The sequence below is a fragment of the Sphingomonas sp. M1A8_2b genome, from assembly GCF_053345535.1.
The window spans coordinates 730,038-753,874 of the sequence record NZ_JBKFAH010000001.1 but is presented as its reverse complement, the minus strand read 5'-3'; the positions used below and the strand labels follow the sequence as shown (position 1 = coordinate 753,874).

The 23,837-nt window shown below is 61.5% G+C and carries 14 protein-coding genes, 1 tRNA gene and 2 pseudogenes; 7 read left to right on the top strand and 10 right to left on the bottom strand.

Annotated elements, in window-relative coordinates:
- Positions 1-72: 72 nt before the first annotated feature.
- From ACLBWL_RS03600 to ACLBWL_RS03570, 7 genes and pseudogenes are all read right to left on the bottom strand, one after another.
- Positions 73-194 (bottom strand): annotated as a pseudogene (locus ACLBWL_RS03600) (integrase core domain-containing protein); the annotation flags it as partial.
- A gap of 3 nt (positions 195-197) precedes the next feature.
- Positions 198-542, bottom strand: a pseudogene (locus ACLBWL_RS03595) (hypothetical protein); the annotation flags it as partial.
- A 529-nt stretch (positions 543-1,071) separates the two neighbouring features.
- Positions 1,072-1,278: a Y-family DNA polymerase gene (locus ACLBWL_RS03590; RefSeq protein WP_447790295.1), complete on the bottom strand. Its 207-nt coding sequence runs from the start codon at positions 1,276-1,278 to the stop codon at positions 1,072-1,074.
- Positions 1,279-1,567: 289 nt separating this feature from the next.
- Positions 1,568-2,116 (bottom strand): hypothetical protein, encoded by a 549-nt coding sequence (locus ACLBWL_RS03585; RefSeq protein ID WP_447790293.1) that lies wholly within the window; start codon positions 2,114-2,116, stop codon positions 1,568-1,570.
- Between the two features lie 133 nt (positions 2,117-2,249).
- Positions 2,250-2,363: transfer RNA gene (locus ACLBWL_RS03580), tRNA-Thr, on the bottom strand.
- 53 nt (positions 2,364-2,416) lie between these two features.
- On the bottom strand, positions 2,417-4,474 hold the full coding sequence (locus ACLBWL_RS03575; protein WP_447790291.1) for a DUF3857 domain-containing transglutaminase family protein: 2,058 nt from the start codon (positions 4,472-4,474) through the stop codon (positions 2,417-2,419).
- Positions 4,475-4,582: 108 nt separating this feature from the next.
- Positions 4,583-5,695: a hypothetical protein gene (locus ACLBWL_RS03570; protein ID WP_447790289.1), complete on the bottom strand. Its 1,113-nt coding sequence runs from the start codon at positions 5,693-5,695 to the stop codon at positions 4,583-4,585.
- Positions 5,696-5,837: 142 nt separating this feature from the next.
- Here ACLBWL_RS03570 and hsdR point away from each other — a divergent pair, with 142 nt between their 5' ends.
- The 3 genes from hsdR to ACLBWL_RS03555 are packed head-to-tail and all read left to right on the top strand — an operon-like array spanning position 5,838 to position 11,372.
- The gene (hsdR, locus tag ACLBWL_RS03565) at positions 5,838-8,201 is read left to right on the top strand and encodes an EcoAI/FtnUII family type I restriction enzme subunit R (RefSeq protein ID WP_447790287.1); all 2,364 of its coding nucleotides are present in this window, start codon (positions 5,838-5,840) and stop codon (positions 8,199-8,201) included.
- A 10-nt stretch (positions 8,202-8,211) separates the two neighbouring features.
- On the top strand, positions 8,212-9,687 hold the full coding sequence (locus ACLBWL_RS03560; RefSeq protein WP_447790285.1) for an N-6 DNA methylase: 1,476 nt from the start codon (positions 8,212-8,214) through the stop codon (positions 9,685-9,687).
- The gene (locus ACLBWL_RS03555) at positions 9,684-11,372 is read left to right on the top strand and encodes a restriction endonuclease subunit S (RefSeq protein ID WP_447790283.1); all 1,689 of its coding nucleotides are present in this window, start codon (positions 9,684-9,686) and stop codon (positions 11,370-11,372) included. The genes ACLBWL_RS03560 and ACLBWL_RS03555 overlap by 4 nt, the downstream gene beginning before the upstream one ends.
- A gap of 115 nt (positions 11,373-11,487) precedes the next feature.
- Here ACLBWL_RS03555 and ACLBWL_RS03550 read toward each other — a convergent pair whose 3' ends face one another.
- Entirely contained in the window at positions 11,488-17,049 is a 5,562-nt protein-coding gene (locus tag ACLBWL_RS03550; protein ID WP_447791977.1) for a DUF3320 domain-containing protein, read from the bottom strand.
- Between the two features lie 519 nt (positions 17,050-17,568).
- On the opposite strand from ACLBWL_RS03550, the gene ACLBWL_RS03545 reads away from it, so the two are divergent.
- The 4 genes from ACLBWL_RS03545 to ACLBWL_RS03530 all read left to right on the top strand — a co-directional run bounded on the left by ACLBWL_RS03545 (position 17,569) and on the right by ACLBWL_RS03530 (position 21,614).
- Positions 17,569-19,326, top strand: a complete 1,758-nt coding sequence (locus ACLBWL_RS03545) for a DUF262 domain-containing protein (RefSeq protein ID WP_447790281.1) — start codon at positions 17,569-17,571, stop codon at positions 19,324-19,326.
- Positions 19,327-19,352: 26 nt separating this feature from the next.
- Complete coding sequence (locus tag ACLBWL_RS03540) at positions 19,353-19,757, top strand: cyclic-phosphate processing receiver domain-containing protein (RefSeq protein WP_447790279.1); 405 nt, start codon at positions 19,353-19,355, stop codon at positions 19,755-19,757.
- Between the two features lie 46 nt (positions 19,758-19,803).
- A complete protein-coding gene (locus ACLBWL_RS03535; protein WP_447790277.1) occupies positions 19,804-20,049 on the top strand; it encodes a hypothetical protein in 246 nt (81 codons plus the stop codon).
- An 863-nt stretch (positions 20,050-20,912) separates the two neighbouring features.
- Positions 20,913-21,614: an HAD family hydrolase gene (locus ACLBWL_RS03530; protein WP_447790275.1), complete on the top strand. Its 702-nt coding sequence runs from the start codon at positions 20,913-20,915 to the stop codon at positions 21,612-21,614.
- A 26-nt stretch (positions 21,615-21,640) separates the two neighbouring features.
- Here the strand turns inward: ACLBWL_RS03530 and ACLBWL_RS03525 are convergent, their stop codons facing one another.
- Both ACLBWL_RS03525 and ACLBWL_RS03520 read right to left on the bottom strand, forming a co-directional pair.
- Complete coding sequence (locus ACLBWL_RS03525; RefSeq protein ID WP_447790273.1) at positions 21,641-22,672, bottom strand: hypothetical protein; 1,032 nt, start codon at positions 22,670-22,672, stop codon at positions 21,641-21,643.
- 69 nt (positions 22,673-22,741) lie between these two features.
- The gene (locus ACLBWL_RS03520) at positions 22,742-22,858 is read right to left on the bottom strand and encodes a glutaminase (RefSeq protein ID WP_447791975.1); all 117 of its coding nucleotides are present in this window, start codon (positions 22,856-22,858) and stop codon (positions 22,742-22,744) included.
- Positions 22,859-23,837: the final 979 nt, after the last annotated feature.

The following is a 23,837-nucleotide window of genomic DNA, read 5'->3' as shown; positions in this document are numbered from 1 at the left end:
TTCGGTGTCCGTGGGCCCCTGGCGGGGCCGTTTGGTGAACTCGGCGGGTGCCACGCCGCCGAGACTCACGCCGCCGAGACTATTGTGCGGACGCACGGCGTTGTAGTCTGTCCGCCATGCCTCGATCATCCGTCTCGCCGCAGCCAGCGAGGGAACAGCTGCTCGTTCAGGCACGTGTCGCGCAAGCCATCGTTGAGCTATTCCACACAGCCATGCTGCTGCGGCCCTTCGACAAGCTCAGGAGAGCCTTGTCGGGCGCGATGTAGCCACTCGACGCCGGTGTCCTGGTACCAGGCAAGGACGGCGTGACCGTTCAGTTCGGTCCCCCCTTCGGCTTCGCTCAGGACAGGATTGTCGCTGACCACCATGCACGGCAACCCGCGACGCTCGGCCATGGCGGTCAACTGGCGGACAACACGCGGGCCTGACAACGAGGTACCGACGATGCACTCCCGGCACTCCCGGCTGTAGTCGTCGATGACGTCGAGCAAGCGGAACCGCCGGTCGCAGGCCAACGCATCCGACACGAAGTCGAGCGAACAGCGTTGGTTGGGGTCTTACGGGATTGAAAGTCATTCTTCCTCGGTCGGCACGTGAGGCAATATGACGGGGCGGGGCACGGGTCCACGAGTGAATCCGGCGCGATCCGGCACTCTACGGGACGCCAAAATCTGTCCTCGTGGGACTGGATTTCGTGAACAGAGCCCTTGATACGCAAAATGATCGTACCAAAGCCTGATGGCAGTCAGCCTTTGGTGAAGTATCGAGTTCGCTATGGCACCCCGACCACCGGGACCGGGAAGCAGATCGCGAACGTAGCGAGAAACGTCTTCGAGTGTCGCCGCCTCGGTGACGACACTCGAAGACGTATAGTATGCTAGGTAATGCAGCACCCCGCGGCCATAAGCATCCAACGTTGCCGGCGATCGCCCGAGGTTGCCGGGCAGTTGCAACCATTCGTTGACGAGAGGGCGCCGATCAAGGGCAGCCTGCAATGACGTTGCTCGACGCATTTACACGTCCTCCATCCAGCTGCCGATCTACCTGAAAACGGGCATTCCACCTAACTTACTACTGTTTGCAGTTTGAGGACACGACCCGGATACCGTGCCGGCGGACCACATCGCGCAGGTGATGGATCGGATCCCCCATCTTGATACCGAGCGCCTTGGCTTCGGCCGAACGGGCGATCGCGCATCCGTCATTGTTCGACAGCACGACGACCGGCACGCCGACGAGGCTGGCATCGAACGCACGCTCGCAGCTGACGTAATCCATCGTCCGTGGCCGACCAACCGAACGCGCCCTTCTTTCTGAGAAAAGTTGCGGAGATCGCGAAAGAAGGCGGTAGCCGGTTCTTCGTTCATGCGCAGATCGTAATCGCTCCACCAGTCCCTGAACACGGGCACCCGCCCGAATTCCTTACGGATCAGGAACGCAACCGATCGAGACGCGGACAGAAAGGCATTGAGATCGAATGCGACGTACTCGTGATGACGACAGCGGATCATCCGACCGATGAAGTATTTCGCCTCGACCAATTTTTCCTCAACGAGCAAGAGGCTCGTCAGGCGGGGGTGCTTGGCCTCGAGGGCGGCTTGCTTGCTGCGACGCATGCGTCCTCTATCGCCGAAAGCTCGCACTCCCACCAGTTAATCGCTTCCTGTAAGACGTCGCGAGCGTCCTCGCCCTCACCGTAGCCTTCAACCATCGGCCTAAAAAGGTTTTCGTCGAAGTTGGCCGGTTGGTCGAGGTAGCTGATCTCGCCGGTTTCCGGATGCAGCAAAGTCAGCCGCACCACGACCGGCACCTCGGCAAGCGGGTGGACCTTCGAACGATACTCCTTGAGGATGTTGTTCCGCTCTTCCAGGATGAACTCCCGATACACGGCATGCGCCGGATCGGCGCTCTTCCACGCTCGGTGAGCGACTGTAGCGATCGCGCCGAGAGCGTTGTTGGTAGGCTGATCGACGTTGAGGAGTACGTGTCCCACGACACGCAACAAAGCTACGCCGCCGGCCCAGTGAACGCGCCAGCGATCCGGGTCTGTTTCTCTTTGCAGCATTTCCAGCGCCAGCCGGCAGTCCGAAAGCACGTCTCGCGCGGCACGGGTCATACCTTCTCCCAAGCATGGGTCGAGGCCGTTCCCTACCCAAAGCGCCCCAGGCAGGACCCAAACGCGTGCCCATCTCGAAAGACCGCTCAGCCCTAGCTGCCGCCGTTCTCTTGTGGAAGTGCCATAAAGAAAGTGGTGCCGCTTACAGGACTCGAACCTGTGACCCCCGCATTACGAATGCGACAGTATCTGGCAAAAACCCCAGAAAACCGTGGGTTATTGTCGGCATTACGGGCATCAAAACGCCAAAATCGACGCATCTGCGATACCAGCGCGATACCAGGATTCAGCGTCTGGCGACTACGGCTTTTGACACGGCGGATTCGCACCCGCGAAATCGCTGAACGTGCCAAACCTGCTCAATGTATCGACAGCGGCCTTCGCGGCATCCTTGCGCCCTTTGCTTGATACCTCCCAGACGTAGGACTTGTTGTTATCGAACTTGGGGACGGCGTTCGGAATAGCGGCCGCCTCCTTCGCGCTGATTTCCGGCACCTCGACACGGCGGCTCTTGACCATGCGCGCCGTCACACCGTCGAACGATGAGATCCGCCAATAGGAAATGCCGCCAAGTCGCCGATCCATAGGATCGGATGAGAACGACCAGCGGAAGCCCTTGCCTACCGCTGGCACCTTGATCGTCGTCGCGTAGCAGGTGAACGACGGGTACTCGTTCGCCCAAGGCACATCCTGCGGCTGATCCTTTGGCCGCTTCATCTCGTCAGGCGGCGGAAAGCCGGCGCCGAAGAGATAGTGCGTATGCCCCTCCGTCGCGTCACCGTCCCAGTCGACCTTGCCCTCTCCTTCGACACCGAGCACGAGAAGCCGGTTTGCCTCGTCGAACCGCCAGCTGGTGCGGGTCGCTTCGACGACGGGGTATTGCTGTCGCCAATAAGCGACCAGCGCCTTGTCGGCGTCGGCCGGTGCGAGGCCAGCAAGCTGCGCGCGCATCCCGAATATCTCGTCGCCGCGCAGCGTCACCTGGATGCGATATTTGCCGGGCTTGTCGAAACCGGCGGACGCATCGACGTCGACCGCCTGGATACGGCTCGGCAAACGCGGCACGATGGGCGCGATCCGCTCAAGCGCAGCACCGCCTGCGCGCAGTGGTAGGCCCCAGCGCGACGGCGGCGGTTCGAGCCCAGTCAGCGATCGGTCGCCGAGCCTCGTGCCGTCGAGCCAGATCAAAGCGCCGCCGATCGTCGCGCGCACGACGACGTGATCGAACACCGCAGGCGTGGGCAGGCGTTCGTCGGTGCCATCGCCGCCTTTGCTCGCGACCAGCACAGGTTCGGACGCAATACCCAGCTCGTGCAGCAGCGCGATCAGAAGCACCGTCTTCGCCTTGCAATCGCCGAAACGGCGACGCCACGTCTCGTCGACGTTCGCCGGTTGATAATTCCCGCCGTCCAAGCCGACATAGACGTAGCGGATGCGATCCTGGACCAGTTGTAATGCCGCCATCGCGCGTTGCGCCGGATCGTTCGTCGCGGCAGCGATCTTCGCCGCCTCCGCCTTCACCGGGGATGTCGGGCTGAGCGTTCCTGCACGCACGAACGGTGCGCTGAACGTCCGCGAGACTGCCGGCCAATCGCTGTAACCACTGAACTGCATCAGCCTCGCGATCGAATATCGCAGCGGTGCACCGTCCGGTATTGTCACGGACGCCGGATCCGCCAAGGTGAGTTGGCGCTCGGTTTCCAAGCCCATGTCGCGGACCACCGGCTGGGGAAGATCGGGTGACGCTCTAAAGGCGATGCCTGCACCCGTCGGCGCGATCAGCCGTACCCGGTACGCTCCGCGAACGCCCGCAACCGGAAACTGCATGAAACCTTGCGGCCGCTCGCCGAGGCTGGTCTGGCGTCGGACCGTCGTGATCGCAAACTCGAGCACGTCCCCGACCTGCAAACCCGCAATCTGCAACGTCGCCGTCAGGTTACCGTCGAGCGCGGACTGTTCGAGGTTGTTTTCGCGCTGGATGACCGTGAACTTCTGCGTGGCGAGCACGTCGATGGTCTGGTCGTCCCGCATGATCGCCAGACGATGGACGATCATCTCCTCATTCGCGGGCGACCATGTCATGGTCAGATTGCCGGCGGCCAATGCTTCCGGCGTCAAGAGCGCCAGCTTGGTCGCCTGATATTCTTCTTGGCCGCGGTCCGTCACGCGAACCTGCTGGTCGGCAAAGATGATGCGCAGCGGAGCGCCGGGCGGCGTCGGCGCGTCACTTCCCTTGGGCGCCGCGATCACCCATGCTGCTGCCGGCGCATACCGCACGACACGCACCGGCGCTCGATCTGCCGCATACACAACACTCGTACCACACAGCGCGACGATCGGCGCCATTCCGCGCCACATTGAGCCCCTGAACAAATCTATCCCCCTGAACGTCGCTATAGCTTACCCAGCGCGCTACTTACCGCAACATCTGACCGACCAGGCTGCCAGCCGCAAGCCTCCCCGAGCCTATGTCGCGCTGTTCAGGCTTGGCTTGTTCCAAGTGGGAAACAGCGTCTTCAACCGATCGACGGTATGCCGCCACTTGGGCGTCTTCGGCGCGCACACGCTGTTCTGATTGCCGAACATGCCGACCTCATGGATCGCCGCATCGAGCCCGACGGTGGCTATCCATTCGACGGGCACGAAATATTCGCAGCGGTCGAGATCCTCGATGAACTCGCGGTGATAGCTGGCCTTAGTGAGCAGCTCCGCCGCAGGCACCGATGCGCCTTCACCGCTGCGGAGTTCGAAGTCACGCATCGCCACCGGCTCGCCGCGGACCACACCGACACCGACGAAGCCGTATCCCGGCGCCTTCACCCAGACGCGGTCGCCAGGATCCAGCAGGCGAAGCGTGCCGCTATACCATGCGCCGCCGCCCGCCGAGATGAAGCCGTAGCGCCGCGCCTCATCCCAATCTCGGCCCAAGCCGTGACCGAACGAGACGTAATACTCGCCGTTCCAAGGCTCGCGCTCGCCCTGTCGCGTATCGACGGTCGCTGCGACCTGCGTCTCGACCGGGTCGATCAGCCAGGCGCGGCTCAGGAGTTGGCCCGCATCGGTGTCGAAAACCTGGAAGCACAGCACGTTGATCGCGATCCCGCGCTTGGCGAGATAGCCGACGATCCGTTCGGAACTGGCATCGAGGCTGGCCGCGACGATCACGACCTGATGGCTCTGGTTGAGCGTCGCCTCGTCGAGCAGCATGCCAAACCGCGCGCGAAAATCCTCGGCGAGATTACCGCCGTTCGAGAAGCGAGAATAGACGCGGCCGATCGCCTCCGCATCAAGCGCCTCGGCCCAAGTCGCATAGTCGATCGCCTGTGCGACGACGTCGCGCGGCGTACGGCCGCGTTTCAGCTCGATCAGGATCAAAGCGCCGTCAGGCGCGATCGCGAGCAGATCGATCCGGCCACCAAAGCCGGTATCCTCCTGCCGTCCGATGATCATCCACTCGTCGGAAAGGATTTGCGGCGCGGCCACGATCATCTGTTCGAGCAGTGCCTCGCTTGGCAGTGCGGACTCGCCGAGCGGCGCGGGCGCGCTGCCGACCTTCCAGATACTGTGTCGGATCGGCATGGTCAGGCGTCCGCCGTCGCGCGACGCCCGCGTTGCGGCTCAAAGCTTGAATTGAGGTGACTCGAGTTCATGGTTTGGTAGATGTCAGTAAATCCGACCGGCGAGAAGCCGACACATCGATTTTGCTTATAGGGTAGTTGGCTTGGATCCTTCCGAAAAAAAGCGGCTCAGCGAAATCGATGTTTGCGACCTGTTCATCACCCCTGCCATCAAACAGGCAGGCTGGGATCAGATGCAGCAAATTCGCCGAGAAGTTACGCTGGCGCCAGGACCTATCGTCGTTCGCGGCAACCTATCCTCGAGAAACAAGAAAAAACGCAAATTCGCGGACTATGTTCTATCGCTCAAACCGGGACTCGCTCTGGCCGTCGTGGAGGCCAAGGCCAATATTCACTCGGTCAGCAGCGGGCTTCAGCAGGCGTTGGGGTATGCCGAGATACTCGACGTTCCCAGCGCATTCAGTTCCAACGGAGACGCATTCGCTGGACATGATCGCGCAGCACTGGCCGGCCAGCCTACGGAGACCGATCATGGGCTGGACGATTTCCCGCCGCCCGACATCCTTTGGGATCGCTATAGGCGGTTTCACCAGATCGCCGATGACGAGCAAGATCTGGTCGCACAACCCTACCACATAGACGCGTCCGGCAAGGCGCCGCGCTACTATCAGGCCGACGCGATCAACCGGACCGTCGAGGCCGTAGCAAAGGGCCAGAAGCGGGTCCTGCTCGTGATGGCGACCGGCACCGGCAAGACCTACACCACGTTCCAGATCATCTGGCGTCTTTGGAAAGCCGGTACCGCCAAACGCATCCTGTTCCTCGCCGACCGCAACATCCTGATCGACCAGACGCTCGTGAATGATTTCAAGCCGTTTGGCGGGCAGATGACGAAGATCAAGAACCGCAAGATCGACCCTGCCTACGAGATCCACCTGGGCCTGTATCAGGCGATCACCGGCACAGAAGAATCCGAGAAGATCTTCAAGACGGTGTCGCGAGACTTTTTCGACCTGATCGTGATCGACGAATGCCACCGGGGAAGCGCCGCGGAAGATTCCGCCTGGCGCGAGATCCTCGATTATTTCGACGGCGCGGTGCAGGTCGGTATGACCGCCACGCCGAAAGAGACCGAATACGTCTCGAACATCACCTATTTCGGCGATCCGGTTTATACCTACACGCTCAAGCAGGGCATCGAGGACGGCTTTCTGGCGCCGTACAAGGTCATCCGCATCGACATCGACCGCGACGTGCTCGGCTGGATCCCGCCGCCCGGCATGGTCGACGACCTGGGCGGCGTGATCGAGGACCGCGAGTATAATCGACGGGACATGGACCGCACGCTAGTCCTCAACCAGCGCACCAAGCTGGTTGCCGAGCGGGTGATGAAATTCCTTCGCGCGACCGATCCGATGTCGAAGACAATCATCTTCTGCGAGGACATCGATCACGCCGAACGGATGCGCAAGGCGATCGTCAACGCCGCCGGCAAGCTGGCGACGGACAACAGCCGATACGTCATGCGGATCACCGGCGACAGCGTCGAGGGCAAGGCGCAGCTGGACCGGTTCATCGACCCCGAAGAGCCCTATCCAGTCATCGCCACCACGTCCCAGCTGCTGACCACCGGCGTCGATGCCAAGACGTGCAAGCTGGTCGTGATCGATCGCACGATCAATTCGATGACCATGTTCAAGCAGATCATCGGACGGGGCACGCGGATCGACGAGGACAACGGCAAGTTCTTCTTCACGATAATGGATTTCAAGCGCGCGACCGAGCTGTTCCGGGACGATGCGTTCGATGGTGCGCCGGTGGTGATCTACGAGCCCACGAAAGACGACGATCCTGTCCCGCCCGACCCGGAAGACGATGGGGATCCCGACGGCGAGGGTGATCCCGACGATGACGGTGACGACACCGGCGGGCGCCGCAAGTTCGTGGTCAGCGGCGTCACCGCGCGCGTGATGAACGAGCGTGTCGAATATGTCGGCAGCGACGGCAAGCTGGTGACCGAGTCCTACCGCGACTATGCCGGCAAGCAGATCGCCGAGGAATATAAGTCTCTCGATGAGTTCATCTGGCACTGGAACGCCAGCGAACGCAAACAGGCGATCATCGATGAACTGGAGCAGCGCGGCGTCATCCTCGCCAATCTCGCCGAAACCGTAGGAAAGGATTTCGGCGACTTCGACCTGCTGGTCCATGTCGCGTTCGGTGCTCCACCGCTCACCCGCCGCGAACGCGCCGAGCGCGTGAAGAAACGCGATTACTTCGCCCAATATGGCGACAAGGCCCGCGCCGTGCTCGAGGCGCTGCTCGACAAATACGCCGACGAGGGCGTCGAGACGATCGAGGATGCAAAGGTCCTCCGCCTCGCGCCGTTCACCGCGCTCGGCACGCCGATGGAGATCATCAGGGGTGCCTTTGGCGGCAAGCCCGCTTATGAGGCCGCGCTGAGGGCGCTCGAAGACCAGATATACGAGTACGCCGCGAACGAATGAGAATGCACGAATGAGTAATGTTTCCGGCGTCATCAAATCCATCCAGGACATCATGCGCAAGGATGTCGGCGTTGATGGGGACGCCCAGCGGATCAGCCAGCTGGTCTGGCTGTTTTTCCTCAAGATTCTCGACGACCGCGAGGCCGAGCTCGAACTGATCGACGACGATTTCCAGTCCCCGCTCCCTGAGCATCTGCGCTGGCGGAACTGGGCGGCGGACAAGGAAGGCGACACCGGCGAGAAGCTGCTCGATTTCGTCAATCTGCAGCTATTCGCCAAGCTGAAGGGCGACCTGCCCGCGCAGGGCGACGTGGCAAAGCGCGCGCAGGTGATCCGCGACGTGTTCGAAGATACCTACAACTACATGAAATCGGGCACCTTGCTGCGGCAGGTGATCAACAAGATCAACGAGATCGATTTCAACAACAGCGAGGATCGCCACACGTTCGGCGCGATCTACGAACAGGTGCTGAAGGACCTGCAAAGTGCGGGCAACGCCGGCGAGTTCTACACGCCGCGCGCGGTAACGCAGTTCATCGTCAACCGCCTCGATCCCAAGCTGAACGAGGTGGTGTTCGATCCCGCCTGCGGTACCGGCGGCTTCCTGACGTGCGCGATCGAGCACAAGCGCAAATCGGTGACGTCGACCGCGGAGGAGGAGGTGCTGCGCGGCTCGATCCGCGGAGTGGAGAAGAAATCGCTGCCGCACATGCTGTGCATCACCAACATGATCCTGCACGGCATCGATACGCCCAGCGGCATCCGCCACGGCAATACGCTGGCGCGCGCCTATGCCGACCATACCGAGAAGGACCGCGTCGCGGTGATCGCCACCAACCCGCCGTTCGGCGGGATGGAGGAGGACGGGATCGAGAACAACTTTCCCAGTCACCTGCGCACGCGCGAGACCGCGGACCTGTTCATGGCGCTGATCATCCGTCTGCTGAAGACCAACGGCCGCGCCGCCGTAGTCCTGCCCGACGGCTTCCTGTTCGGCGAGGGCGTGAAGACTACGCTGAAGCGCAGCCTGATCGAGGAGTGCAACCTGCACACCATCATCCGCCTGCCCAACGGCGTGTTCGCGCCGTACACCGGGATCAAGACCAACATTCTGTTCTTCACCAAAGGAACGCCAACCAAGAACGTCTGGTTCTACGAACACCCCTATCCGGCCGGCGTGACGAGCTACAACAAGACCAAGCCGATGCGCTTCGAGGAGTTCGCGGCCGAGCAAGCCTGGTGGGGCGACGAGGCCGATGGCTTTCGCAGCCGCAAGGAAACCGAGCAGGCGTGGAAGATCAGCGCCGCCGACGTCGAAGCGCGCGGCTACAACCTCGACTGCAAGAACCCGCACCGCGCAGCCGAGATCAGCCACGATCCCGACGCGCTGCTCGTCACCTATGCCGAGCAGCAGGCGAGCATCCAAAGCCTGCGCGACGAGTTGAAGACGATCCTGGCCGAGGCGCTGGCGGGGACACCGGCGTGATCGACATCGCGGCGCTGGTGGCCGACAATCTCGACATCTGGACCGGCGCGATCGAGCGCAAGAGCGGCGCCGGGCGCGGCGGCGGCAAGCGGATCAGCCTGTACGGGATCGAACGGCTGCGCGCGCTGATCCTCGACCTGGCGGTGCGCGGGAAGCTCGTGCCGCGGGATGCGGGAGATGAGCCAACGAGCACCAAGGGGAACGCCAAGAATGCGCAATCGACACCACCATTTGCGATCCCACAAAGTTGGCAGTGCCGGCCTCTGAAATCCTTGGGCCGTCAAGTTGGCGGCGGAACCCCTTCAAAGTCTCGAATGGATTTTTGGGAAGGGCCAATCCCTTGGATTTCGCCCAAGGACATGAAGAAGGATTATCTGACCGAGGCGGAACTGAGCGTCAGCGAAGCGGCGCTTCAAGGCTCCTCGATAAAGATGATCGCCCCTGAGAGCCTGTTGTTTGTGGTTCGCGGCATGATCTTAGCCCACAGCTTTCCCGTTGCCATCTCCAAGGCGCCTGTAACGATCAATCAGGATATGAAGGCACTAGAACTCCACGAACCAGAAACGGCGGAATACCTTTTACGCGCACTGAAGGGGTTAAAGCCGCTGATGCTCGCTAGAGTGGAGCGATCGAGCCACGGAACGTGCAGGCTGGATTCGGCAGCTTATGGTGATTTTCCGGTTCCGATACCGCCCCTTGCAGAACAACGCCGGATTGTGGCCCGAGTGGATGAGTTGATGGCGCTGTGCGATGCGCTGGAGCGTGAGAGCGCAGGGGCGATGGCCGCGCACCAGGCGCTGGTGGAAATCCTGCTCGCGACGCTGGTGAACAGCGCAGACGCGACGAATCTTGCCCGCGACTGGGCGCGTCTGGAACGCCATTTCGACACCCTCTTCACCACCGACGCCAGCATCGACGCCCTCAAGCAGGCCATTCTCGACCTCGCCATGCGCGGCAAACTGGTGGAGCAAGACGCGCATGATGAACCGGCGGCAGCCTTAATTGGAGCCTTGTCGGCGGAGAAACCCAAAAAAGCTAGTTTAACGAGACAACGCCAAGGAGACTTGAACGATCAAGAGCCCTTTTCCGCCCCGAGAGGATGGGTCTGGACGCGCCTAGGCGAGCTATCTGAACTAATCACATCTGGTTCTCGAGACTGGTCAAAATACTTATCTGAGACTGGTGCGAAGTTTGTCACAATGGGCAACTTATCGCGCGGCGGTTACGAAATTCGCCTAAATAAGATGCACTTTGTCAGAATTGGCAATACCCGTGAAGGCATGCGAACGTCGTTGCAGGCGGGCGACATTTTGGTCTCCATTACAGGCGACGTCGGCAATATGGCCTTGATCCCGAAAGATTTCGGCGAGGCCTATATCAACCAGCATACGGCCATGATCCGTTTGCTGCCTTCAATCCGAGGCAGATATGTAGCCGAGGCACTTCGGTCTCCGTTGGCGCAAAAGCAATTTAATGAGCCGCAGCGAGGAATTAAAAATAGTTTTAGATTATCTGACGTCCAGAACATTCTAATTCCTCTTCCACCTTTCGCGGAACAACAGCGTATCGTCGCCAAGGTCGATATGCTGATGGCGCTGTGCGATGCGCTGAAAGCCCGGCTAACCGATGCCGCGCAGACCCAGCGCTATCTCGCCGACGCTATAACCCAGCGCGCGAGGGCATGAGCGACGCTCGTTAGGCGGCGGTCGGATCGCGGTTGTCAGGCTCGACCGCTACCGCGCTTTGCCGGGCGCGACCGACGCGACATTGCTCGATCCGCCCGGACGCCGTGACCGGACGCTAAACGGCGGGTGCTTCCGGCCCCAGCACGAGCATACCGCTTTGCCGCGTCAGCCGGCCGTGCTTGATGGCCGTGGCGATCACGTCCGCCAGCAGGTCGCGGAGCTGGCTGCTGGTCGACTTGAAGCCGACCGCGCGCGCGGCGGACTGCATCACCTGGTCGTCGGTCGCGCCATAGTTGATCCGCACGACGTCGAGGATCGCGATTTCGAGCTCGGTCGGCGGGAGCGTATCGAACTTGCGTAGCGATGTGGAGCGCACCGCGCTGCGATCCCGGACCTTCGGCGTCCGGCCCGGCACGTCGAGAAAGTCCTGGTCGTCCGTGATGCGGCCTTCGCGAACCGACACCGCGATCGCCGCCTCGACGGCCTCCTGGATCCGGCCACCCGCGCGCTTCAGGCCCCAGGCGTCGCGGATGCGGTTGACGACTTCGCAGACATGGACGGGGCCCTCGATCCGCACGACCTCTTCCGCGAGCATCGACAACGCGCCACGCGGCGTCTCGTGAAGCTCTCCGAACAGACGCTGGGGTCGGGTGAGTTCGGCTTCTTCGTACAGGGTGTTCACGGACTCCACGTTCGGCGCGGCCAGGCCGAGTTCGGTGAAGCCTTCGCGTTCGAGGGTGGTGATCTCGACGTTGACGGCACGCGTGGCCTTCATGCCGGCGGCCTGGGAATCATGTTCCGCCTTAGCCGCCTCGATCCGGGCGATGACGAGGTCGATCTGTTCCCTGGGTCGCTGGAACCAGTCGGTGCTCCAGATGCGGTGGATGGTCCAGCCGTGGCTTTCCAGCACCGACTGGCGCAGCCGGTCGCGATCGCGGGCAGAACGCGCGTCGTGATAGGATGCGCCGTCGCACTCGATGCCGATGAGATAGCGGCCGGGCCGGTCCGCATCGGACACTGCGAGATCGATGAAGAAGCCCGCGAGGCCGACCTCCCGGTGGACCTGATAGCCCCTGGCTTGCAGCGCCTTGGCGACCTGCTCCTCAAACACGCTGTCGTGATCGCGGCCGGTGCTCTCGGCCATCGTCATCTTGCCGGTGCGCGCGAAGTGCAGGAACAGCTTGAACGCGAGCACGCCCTTGCGGGTGCCGGCGAAATCCGGGTCGATGTCCTCGTCCGACATCGAGGCGAACACCTCGCAGCGTTGCTTGGCGCGGCTGATCAGCACGTTCAGCCGCCGCTCGCCGCCGTCCATGCCGAGCGGCCCGAACCGCATCGGCACGCGGCCGCCCGGGACGGTCGGTCCGTAGCCGACCGAGATGAAGATCACGTCGCGCTCGTCGCCCTGCACGTTTTCGAGGTTCTTGACGAAGAACGGCTCGGCATGGTGCATCTGGAAGAACGTCTCGACCTCCGCTGGGAGACCGCGACGCAGAACCTCGAGCTGGTCCATGATCGCGCGGCGCTGGGCCGCGGAGAAGGCGGCGACGCCGAGCGACAGTTCGGGGTGATCGCGGGCGTGCGCGACGATCGCCTGGGCGACGACCTTCGCCTCGACCATGTTGGTGCGCGTGGCGCCGGCGTCGAATACGCCCTGCGGGATCCGATGGAAGCGCAGGCCCATGCCCGCTTCAGCCGTGTAAGGGCTCGGCACGATGAACAGCTTGTTCTCGTAGAACTGGCGGTTGCTGACCGCGATCAGCGACTGGTGCTTGCTGCGGCAATGCCAGCGCAGCATCCGCATCGGCAGGCCGCGCGCGGTGAACAGGCCGAGGATGCTCTCGATGTCGGTGACGCGGGTGCCTGCATCGTCGTCATCGTCCGTGCCGCCGCCGGTCATCTTCGAGAAGAAGGCGGTGGGCGGCAGCTGCTTCGGGTCGCCAACGACGACGACCTGCTTGGCGCGGGCGACCGCACCGAGCGCGTCGACCGGCTGGATCTGGCTCGCTTCGTCCATGACCAGCAGGTCGAAATCGAACAGGCCGGGCGCCAGGAACTGCGCCACCGACAAGGGGCTCATCATGAAGACCGGCTTCAACGCCTGCACCGCGGGGGCGGCCTTCTCCATCAGCTTGCGGATCGGCATATGGCCACGCTTGCGGGCGATCTCTGCGCGCAGCACGCCGAGCGGACCGACCGCGCCTCCATCCCGTGCCGGGACTGCCTGATGATGCGCCTTCACGACTTCGAAGCTCGCGGTCGCGATTCGCTGGCGGTCCATGTCGGCGAACTCGTGCGCCAAGCGAGCGTGGAGCGTGCCGTCGAACGTGCCGAGGTCTGGATCGGCCCTGATCTGGTCGGCATAGACCGCCTCGTAATAGGCCATCTCGAACGCGGGCACGGCGCCGTCCGTTCCAAGGCGACCGTCGGCGAGCCGCTTGACGACATCGTCGCAGCCGAGCTTCGACGTCCGCTCCGCGCGGTCACGATAGGCCGTCCACTGCGTCAGGCGCTCGCCCGATTGGTGCCAGCGTTCCAGATGCGCGCGCAGATCGGCGAGCGGCGTCGCGGCGAACGTCTCGCGGCCGAGTGCGATGCCGAGATCGAGGCGAAGCTGTTCGCTGATCGCGGTGAGGTCTTCGAGGAGGGCCTTGGCATTCGCTTCGGCCAAAGCCGCATCCGCAGCGGGTTCCGCACGATCGTCGATCCTGCTGCTGAGAAGGCGTATGTCGCCATTGGCCTGGATCCAGTCGGCGGTGGTGCGCAAAGCGCTCCAGTCGGAGCCCGTCCCGCTCCATGCCGTTCCGAACGCCGCGGTGCCGACCTCTGTCAGTTCGGCGATCGCGGCATCCTTGCGCTGAAGCTCGGCGAGTTCGTCGAGCATCTGGCGGCGATCGTCGAGATTGGCAGGCGCGGAAACCAGCACGGCCGAACTGGCTGTGTCGGCGGCATGCAGCCGTGTCACGACGGTCATCAAGGCTTCGAGATCGGCACGGTCCGCTGCCAGCACATCGCCGAACGCCAGCGACTGCGCGTCGCCCAAGCCGGACCACAGGGCTGATAGTGAAAGTGCCAACTGCTCGATCAACGCCGTCGTTCGTGAAACGCGCGTGCTGATCTCGCTGCGGTCGGGCCGGCGCGCGGCGATGATGCGGGGTTCAGCGCCGAGCCCGCGGAGCGAGCGCATCCACTCGACCACGTTTAACAGCGGCGCCGACGTCGAGCGCTCGCCGCGCCATTCCGCCCCGAAGGCGGAGCGGGCAAAATCATTCTCCTGCTCGATCGTCCGCTTCGCCGCCTGTCCTTTCGCAAGCGCGTCCAGCAACAACAGCGTCTCGTCGAGCGGCGTCGTCGGGGACGTCAGCACCGATCGAATGAGCCGGTTCGTGCGCCGCCACTCGCCGCTGAATATCTTCATGAAGCCGCTGCCGTGCGAGGCGAGCGTGACCCGCGCACCTGTCAGGTCCAGATCCCAGGCTGCATCGGTCAGCTTTCCGGTCGTCGCCGCGACCGCATCCTCGTACGCCGCAACCGCATCGACGACATCGGCGGCGCGTTCGACCCCCGAGTTCCAGACGTCGGAGGCAAAGGCGTCAGCGTCGGCATCGGGTGCATTGGCGACGCGCTCGCCGATCGCGGCAAGTTTCCGGGCTTCGTCGACCGAATTGGGCGCATCACGACCGATCGTCCGTGCCAGCGCGCCCGCTTCGGCCTGCAACCGGGGCAGCACTGTCGCCAGCGCACCGACCTGCTCAAAATCTGCGAGCGCGAACGTCGACGGCAGCGCGCGCAGAGCTGCAATCGCTTCCGACAGGTCGGTCGTCCAGCCGCTCTCCGTTACAGACGACGCGAGATGGCCACGGAGATAGGCGTGGCGCTGCCCGGTCACGAGCAGTCGATCGATCTCTTCGAAGCGGCGCTCCCACACCGTGTCCGCCAGTGCGGCACCCTCGATCGCGGGCGCCTGGGCAACCCGGTTCCCCAGTACGACGAGGACACCGATGTCGCCGAGCGACGACATCGGCGGCAGTTCGAGACGGGCCGCTAGACTGCCCTGTGCGGCGTCAAGTCCGGCGAGCTTCTCGATCACTACCGAGAGGCGTTCCTCAAGCCGCTCGACCTCGGTCGGCAGGATCGAGGACAGGCCGACGCCGCGCCACGCGTGCTCGCCGGGGCGGCCGATCAAGGTGATCCGTTCGGCAAGCTCGCCGATCACGTTGTGGCGCTCGGCGAAGTCATCGACCGACCATGTTTCCGGCTCGACCAGCGTCAGATCGCCAGGCTTCTCACCGTCCAGCCGTAGACGGCTCAACTGGCCGATGACCTGATAAGGGGTCAGCCCGGATGCTGGGTGCGCTGTGTGCAGCCGCTGGACGTGACCGTTCAGGCTATCCCGCGCGATCGTCAGCCGAGCATGCAGGCTCCCGGCATCCTGGTGCTTCGGCGCGCCGAGTTCCCACGTCCGGCGCAGCTCTTCCAGAACCGCGCGCTTGTTCGCCTTGTTGCTGTGGAGTTCGAGACACGCATCGCCGACGCCGGTCGCGTCGAGCCTGCGCTTGACGACTTCGAGCGCGGCCATCTTCTCCGCGACGAACAGCACGGTCTTTCCGTCGGCGATTGCGGACGCGATGATGTTGGCGATCGTCTGGCTCTTGCCCGTTCCCGGCGGCCCCTGAATGACCATGTCGCGACCGCGGCGCACCTCGTGCACGGCCAACGCCTGCGAACTGTCGGCATCGACAATATGCAGCATCTCGGAGGGCGGGATGAACGGATCGATATTGGCATCTTCGGGGATCATGCCCACGCTGCCCTGGAACCCGTCGGCCAGCAGCCCGCGGACGAGCGCACGCTCGGTGATTTTGCCGCCGTTCGGCCAGGTCTGCGGATCGAGATCGCGGTACATCAGGAACTTGGCGAACGAGAAGAAGCCGAGCACGACGACGTCGGGCTGAACCTCCCAGCCGGGCTTCGACGACACGGCCTCGGCGACGTCCTTGAAATAGGCTACCGGATCGAAATCCTCACCGCCCTCGAACGTCGGCAGCCGGATGCCGTGCGCGCGGTAGAGAAACGCCTCCAGCGACAGGTTCGAGGCATAGTCCTCCTGCCGCATCCTCAGCTTGAACTTCTCGCCCGCATTGCCGCGTTCGAGTTGCACGGGCACGAGCACCAGCGGCGCGAACCGGATATTCGCGGCATTGTTAGGGTCGATCCACTTGAGCGCACCAAGCGTCAGATAGAGGATGTTGACGCCCTGCTCCTCCTCCAGCGTACGCGCATCGAAGTAGAGCTCGAGCAGGCGCTTTTGCAGGCCCTTGGGCGTCAGCCGGGTCTGAAGACGGGTATCGACGTGGCGCGAAAACACACCGCGTTTATCGGCGACGTCATCCTCGGGTTGCGCAAGATCGGCTATCTCGTCCGAATCTTCCGCCAACACGTCTTCACCGGTTTGCTCACCGGCGGGTGCCGACTTGCCCGCGAGGAACGAGAAGGGGCGCGCCTCACCGACGAGCATGCGGAAAATCTCGCTGCTGACCTCATCGACGACTTCGACCGCCTTCGCGCCTTTCGCCGCGCGAGGCATGTTGAGCAGACGGTTCCTCGCTGAGAGATCGAGGAGCTCGGTCCGCGCGCGATCCAGCTTCTCATCTATCGGAAGGTCGCTTTGGAACACCGAAAGCGTCGGCTCGTCCTGCTCGATACTCGGTACTGTAGCCAATTTCCGCCCCCGCTTCGCGATACTTGCGGCAATAAGGCGCGAAAAGGGTCACCAAGTCTACCACAACTTAATCAGCCGCGGATGGCTTCAGGGCAATTCTAACGCCGGCGATAGGCAGCACCCGGGTCGAGCCTTTTCAAATTTTTCTAGGACCTCGATCGCTCGCGATCCGCACTCGTCATGTCGAAAAGAGTGTGTGTGAGTTGCATACCATGCGGGATGTCGGACAGTAGGTCACGGCCCGCGAGCGAATCGTGGGTCGAGGCGTCGAAACCTCATGGTCCAAACCGGTCGAGTGTTCGATCGGAGTGATAGTAAGAGAGCAAATGACCTTTGGGTCCGAACCTCCACTTTCACCGGTTGTCATGAATTTCAAGCTCCCGGCTTTGGAAGCCGCCTCGTTCCTTGCAATGGGGTGCCAAGACCGACTTCGGCACGCGCCCCCAACGGAGCGTGCTTATGTCATATCTATCCATGACCATTGCCGAAGCGCACCGGCGCGTGAACCATTCCCTCTTCCTTCCCGCTATTCAGCGACCCTATGTCTGGAAGACTGATCAGATCATTGGCCTGTTTGACAGCTTGATGCAGGGTTACCCGATCTCGAGCTTCCTGTTTTGGGCGGTCGAGCCGCAGAACAGAAGGGAATGGTCGATCTATCGGTTCGAGGAAGCGTATCGTCAGGGCGAGCCTTGGGAACAGAAGGTCGAACCCGACGGTCGCGATGTGATATTCGTGTTGGACGGGCAGCAGCGGCTCACCTCACTCCTGATTGGGCTGTCGGGCTCTTACACGCTTCGTGAGAAATACGGCCGCCGTGACAAGTCGACGAGCTTTCGTGCGCATCATCTCTATCTCGATCTCTTTAAAAATCCCGAGAAAATTGGCGAGGACGATGAAGTAACCGCCAACCGCTACGGGCTAAAATTTGCCGATGTCCGTCCGCGTAATGACCACAAGCAGCTTTGGGTCAAAATTGGTGACATCCTTGATCTCGAGCATGTTGAGCACCTTGCAGCGTATCGCGATACGCTGTTCGGAGAGGTCAGCGAACGCGTCAGAACAGACCAGTTGACGATAGCAGAACGCAACCTCAATCGCCTGCACGAGCTGGTCTGGATTGATAAGCCAATATCCTATTACACGGAGCGGGCGCAGGACATTGATCGCGTTCTCGCAATATTCATTCGCGCGAACGAAGGTGGCGTAAAGTTGTCGAAGGCTGACCTACTAATGAGCGTCGTCACAACAACATGGGGGGAGAGCTACGTACGTGACGAGATTCTCGGCTTGGTTGACCGGCTCAACAAGGGCATGGGCGCGGTGTTCAACTTCGACAAGGATCTGGTGATGCGCGCCTGCCTGGTCATTTCCGATCTCCCGAACGTCTACAACGTCGCCAATTTCACGGCGCACAACATGCAGATCATCCGTGAAAACTGGAAGCTGATCCGCTCGTCGCTGGAGGGCGCCGTCGAACTCGCGGCCCGGTTCGGGCTTGATGCCCGCCAGCTTTCGAGCATGAATACGCTCATTCCGATCGCCTATTACATCTCGCGCCTTAACGGCTATCGGCTCGATGGGACGTCGACGTTTGATGCGGTTAATCGGGAGCGTATCCGGCGTTGGCTGTTCAGTTCGCTGTTCAATGGCGCGTTCGGCGGAAACTCGGATGGCGCGATCGCGATTTGCCGCGAGACCATCCGCGAAGCGACACGCTCGTCGCGAGATTTTCCATTCGCGAGACTGGCGGAAGAGATGCGGACTCGCCGGGGTAGTCACCTATCGTTTGACGAGGAGGGTTCGCAGAAGCTCCTTGATATGACCTATGGGCAGAAGCACACGGCGATCGCGCTAGGTATGCTCTACGATAGTCGCAGGTCGCCTTCGTCGCGCTATCATGTCGATCACATCATTCCACTGGCAGCAGTCAGCGAAAAGGCCTTGCGTGAGCGCGGCGTGGCAAGCCCGCTGATCAAGCGCATTCGCAGCGGGATAAACAGGCTCGGCAATCTTCAATTGCTGATCGAGCGTGAAAATCTCGGCAAGTCAGATAGCGATTTGCCATCATGGCTGCGTACTCGCGACGCTACGTATTTCGAACAGCATCTCATTCCCCGAGATCCCGAGCTGTGGGAGCCAGATCGCTTCCTCGACTTCATCGATGCGCGCGAGGATCTGATCCGTAACGCGCTCAAGCGCTTCCTCTACGTGATCGACAACGCGGCGTAGTTAGTTTGATGCCTTCAACTCCGCATGTGACGAACGGACTCTCCATCAGCCATAAGATCTTCCTTGATGACGAACGCGAGCCACCTCCAGGCAACTGGCTGGTGGCGCGTGACGCCACGCGGTTCCGCGCGTTGCTTAGGAACCACGAGCCGACGATCATTTCGTTAGATCATAACCTGGGCTGTGATGAGAGTGGTGCCGAGCTTCCCAGTGGGCAGCATTGCCTGCGGCAGCTTATCGAAAACGCTATGGAGCGGCCGGCAGCGTTCGAGCATCTTAGATTGGTCGTGCTGCACAGCGCCAATCCAGTTGGCCGTGCGAACATGCGTGGCCTGTTGGAAAGTGCACAGCGGCACGGTATTCTGCGATCCGCCCGCCTTATCGAATTACCGGTGACAAGCTATCCTCTGGCGACATGGCTCATCACATGAGCGACGAACTTTCGACTATTTACGGCGCGATACGGAGAAGCGATCCATGACCCAATTCGAGCGGACTAATCGGCTGGGAGAAGAAAGCGAGGATCATGACCGCGCGAAGCGGATTGAACGCCTGAATCAGCAGATCGTTGAGAAGTCCCTCGAGCAGCATCTTGCAGCGCTAAACAGTGTTGATGGATGGAAGGCGTCCCCTTGGATCCTTTCGGGAATAGGTATGATCGCCGGCATCGCGCTGTTTTCTTTCGGCATGCTGTTCACGAAATTCATCGTTCTGGCGCATTGAAGGCCGAACTGTATGATCCGCGGTGGTATCTGCATATTTGCGGGTTCAGCGCTTGCGCTGTCTTGCGAGCCTTGCCCCGCCATTTCCGAGCCTCCCTCTGGCGCGGACGGTCTCGAAGGTCGGCCGGTTGCGCGTTGCAACCAGCCGCCACGCCTCACTTTCGCTATTTCTATACCAAGCCGTCGTTTGCCGGAGGGTGGCTTGGAGTGCGCCAAGCGTCACAAAGACTGGAACCTGGCACATCACCACCGCGGTATTCAGCCGTCAGCCACCTCGATCGAGCGTTGATTTAGCGCAAGGCGTCGTATGCCCAGCCGTCCTCCGCGTCATAAGATACCACGCCTTCTACCCTTCCCGAGATCAGGGCTTGAACATGCGATGCGGCCATCGGTGAAAGCGCCACGAACTCGTCTGTAACGTCGATAACGACGGTCTCCGGTGAACCGGGCAACGGGGGCCGAGCGTAAGTCGCGATTGCCGCAGCACGCTCGGGCGCTCTAGCTGCCACGATCACCGGAGGTATCCATGCCTCGTAGCTCACCTGATAGAGCCTAAGCGACGCGGATGATGGAGGTAAGTTGTCGAGCATAATGTCACCTTCGTTCGTTGTTGACGATCGGTGATTGCATGCCTGACGGTGGGATGCGGGTGGCATCGAGTTGCGTCTAAAATCATCAAAACGCGCAACTATTTGACAACTAAACGCAACCACGCGGGTGCTGTTCTAGGTTTGAGAGTGAATGGTAGTCGCGTTGCTTGGACGTGCCTGAATGACCCTGGACGATCTCGCTTGATGGTTTCCAGTGCGCGCGCAGTAGGTGAATTGGTATGGCTCGACAGAACGCCGGGTGTAAAATGTGGCCATGACGATACGCCTTATCTGCCTCGATGCCGATGACACGCTCTGGCATAACATGCGGCACTTCAATGAGGCCGAGGATGCGCTGCTGGAGATGTTGCGTCCGTTCGCCAATGCGCATGTTGCACGCCCGGCACTGGAAGCGTGCGAGGCGCGCAACCTGCCGCTTTACGGTTACGGTGCGAAAGGTTTCACGCTGTCGATGATCGAGACCGCAGTCGAGCTTTGCGGTGCCGATCTGAAGCCGACGATGGTCGCGGACATCCTCGCGGCAGGCCGGTCGCTGCTTGCGCACCCGGTCGAACTGTTCGAAGGGATCGCTCAGACGCTGGAGGATTTGGCGGATCGCGGTCGGCTTGTCCTCGTCACGAAGGGCGACCTATTGCATCAGGAGGCGAAGCTTGCCGCATCTGGCCTCGGCGATCGGTTTGCGGATGTTGAGATCGTCAGCGACAAGACCGCCGATACATTTACGCGGCTGTTCAATCGATATGAGGTGCAGCCTGCCGAGGCGGTGATGGCAGGGGACTCGATGCGCTCCGACGTGCGTCCGGCGCTGGAGGCTGGGGCATGGGCGGCCTATGTTCCACAGGACGGCGCGTGGGCTCATGAACATGCGACGCCCCCTGAGGATTCCGATCGCTTCGAGACGCTGGGAAGCCTCGCCGAACTGCCCGAGCTGGTTGATCGCATTAATCGCGGTTGAACTTTCAGTTCGAGCAGGCGCCTTGGTCAGAAAGCCTTCGGGTCGATCGTCATCTGCTTGCCCTTCATCGTACCGCTGCGTTTGCCGGTTCCGACCAGATCCCACACCTCCTTGGGCGAAGGCAGGGCTGTGAACGACGGAAAGACGGACGTCGTGCCTTCGACATCCACCAGCGACACCGCATAGGTCCCACTCTTGTCGACTTGGCCCATCAGCGAGGGATAGACGCTGACGACCCGACCGGCATCGTAGAGTGCCATGATGTAACCACCCGTGCTCGCGCTCGACCGATAGACGCCGTATTCGGTGCTTGCGCCGCCGTCACGACACCAGCTCGGTTGCGGTACGGGGGGAGTCGGCTTCTCTTCCGTTTTTGCCTTGGCTGCCATGGTGCTTGCCATCAGGGACATCAGCAGGTCGGCACCGTTTGGTTTGGCCTGTTTGGCCTTGGTGAAGGTCAGCGGCGTGCTGCACGTCTTGACCGGAGCGACCGCGATGGCCGCGGTGGTAGTGGAGGGCGGCCAACGGACGGCCTTGATCACCTGTTGCAGGCTGGCGTCGAGCTGATCCGCGGTCAGCGTCTTCGCACTCATGCGGATGCTGACGATCCAGTCGCCGACCGGCACGACCGCAAGGGCGGTGCTCCGATATGCGCCGCCAGGTGTGGCATAGACTTGGCGTAGGGACGTCGCCGTCCCGCTGTTCGATGCGGCGAAGGCGATCGGATCGGCGCTCGCCGGCGCGGCATGGCGGAAGATGTCGCGTGTTTCGAGCGCGGTTTGCGATCGATCAAACCATAACGCCACAGCGGGGATCGCCGGGTGGAAGAGATAGATCGTCGCGAACACGCTCTTGTCCGCCGCGTCGTATTGCGCAGCCACGTCATGCTCGGTCTCGGTCGCATCGGTAAGCGTCGTGCGCGAAAGACCCGCCAGTTGCGGCATGAGGATCAGGCCGGTTTCAGCATGTTTCCAGCCCTTGTCAGCCGGGACGCCAAGGTCACGCGCCTCGATAGGCGCCGCGATGACCAGCGCCAAGATCAGCACCCACTTGTTCACACGCGTTCCCCCTTTTCGGGGATCATGTGCGAGGTTCGCTTCGGCGGCAAGCGTGTGTGGAGGCTCCTTTCAGTCGACCGGTGGACCAAAGACGGACCAGCCGGTGCGCGCGTTGAGCATCTCGAGCGCATCCACGCCGAGCATCGAATTGCCGTACTGATCCAGATGGGGCGACCACGCTGCGATCGAGGCAATGCCGAGCGCGATCCGCTGGGTGCAGTCGCCTCCGCTTATTCTGGGCGACCAACGGGAACCGCGAGATCGTTCGCAAACGCCGCAGCCTTCAGGTTCGAAGTGATGGACTTGCCGCTCGCTACATTCGTTTCAAATAAACTTCGCTCATTCGTTCCAATACGAAAGATTTTATCGATTTAGCCATACCCGCGGTATGTGCTTTTGTAGGTAAGTCGTAAGACTTACCTATACCGTTAGAGGGTTAGTAGGTTAATTAGCTAGGTTTAAAGCTCTCAATTTGCGGTGGACCCGTTTGAAGAGGGTTGGCGACAAAATCTTGAATGGGGTTCGGTCACGGCTTTTTGAAGGGGGTGCTTTTGGCTTGCTGTAGTTCTCCAATTACACGGTTCAGCTCAGCGTCATACCTATGCCCAAGCGGGTCAAATGGCCCCCAAACTGATAAATGCTCTACCCGTTGAATCTTTTTCATATCTTGACCAACCCTTGTTATGAGAGCGCGCTCTCCCCGGCCGTCAGACCGCTCGTTAGCGATAAGCCACCGAGCTACAGCGGTGGATCCGCTCCTCCGCCGTTCAGCTTTTAATGACGTTACGGCGAGCCAAGTATTAGCCACTAGGGAACACGTCGCTGCATTCCAGCGCCTCATATCCCCCGGCGCGGACGCCCCCTGGCAAAACGTTAACAACGACCTATACCTGTCATCACGCTCTTCATTTACACATTCGAGGGTAAATTTATCGGGCAACCCGTCGCCAAGGTCACTATTCCGCTGACGGCGTTTATCTAGACGCCACTTCTCTTTAAGCCGATCATGAGTATCAGCTACGAAGTCCCGGACTATCGCATCGTTCGAACTGTTAAACCGGCCCTGTTTTACGATTGATTTTAGAACAACAGTCCAAAGCCGGCCAACAGGCCCTGTATAGAGCCGCTTTCCATGCTGAATCATCGTGTGACTATGCCACGCAAC

Excerpts from the sequence above, each read along its gene's own strand:
- ACLBWL_RS03535 (WP_447790277.1), top strand. The coding sequence starts at position 19,804 with ATGACCCAATTCGAGCGGACTAATCGGCTGGGAGAAGAAAGCGAGGAT.
- ACLBWL_RS03570 (WP_447790289.1), bottom strand. The coding sequence starts at position 5,695 with ATGCCGATCCGACACAGTATCTGGAAGGTCGGCAGCGCGCCCGCGCCG.
- ACLBWL_RS03530 (WP_447790275.1), top strand. The coding sequence starts at position 20,913 with ATGACGATACGCCTTATCTGCCTCGATGCCGATGACACGCTCTGGCAT.
- ACLBWL_RS03585 (WP_447790293.1), bottom strand. The coding sequence starts at position 2,116 with ATGACCCGTGCCGCGCGAGACGTGCTTTCGGACTGCCGGCTGGCGCTG.
- ACLBWL_RS03545 (WP_447790281.1), top strand. The coding sequence starts at position 17,569 with ATGACCATTGCCGAAGCGCACCGGCGCGTGAACCATTCCCTCTTCCTT.
- ACLBWL_RS03590 (WP_447790295.1), bottom strand. The coding sequence starts at position 1,278 with ATGGATTACGTCAGCTGCGAGCGTGCGTTCGATGCCAGCCTCGTCGGC.
- ACLBWL_RS03560 (WP_447790285.1), top strand. The coding sequence starts at position 8,212 with ATGAGTAATGTTTCCGGCGTCATCAAATCCATCCAGGACATCATGCGC.
- ACLBWL_RS03575 (WP_447790291.1), bottom strand. The coding sequence starts at position 4,474 with ATGTGGCGCGGAATGGCGCCGATCGTCGCGCTGTGTGGTACGAGTGTT.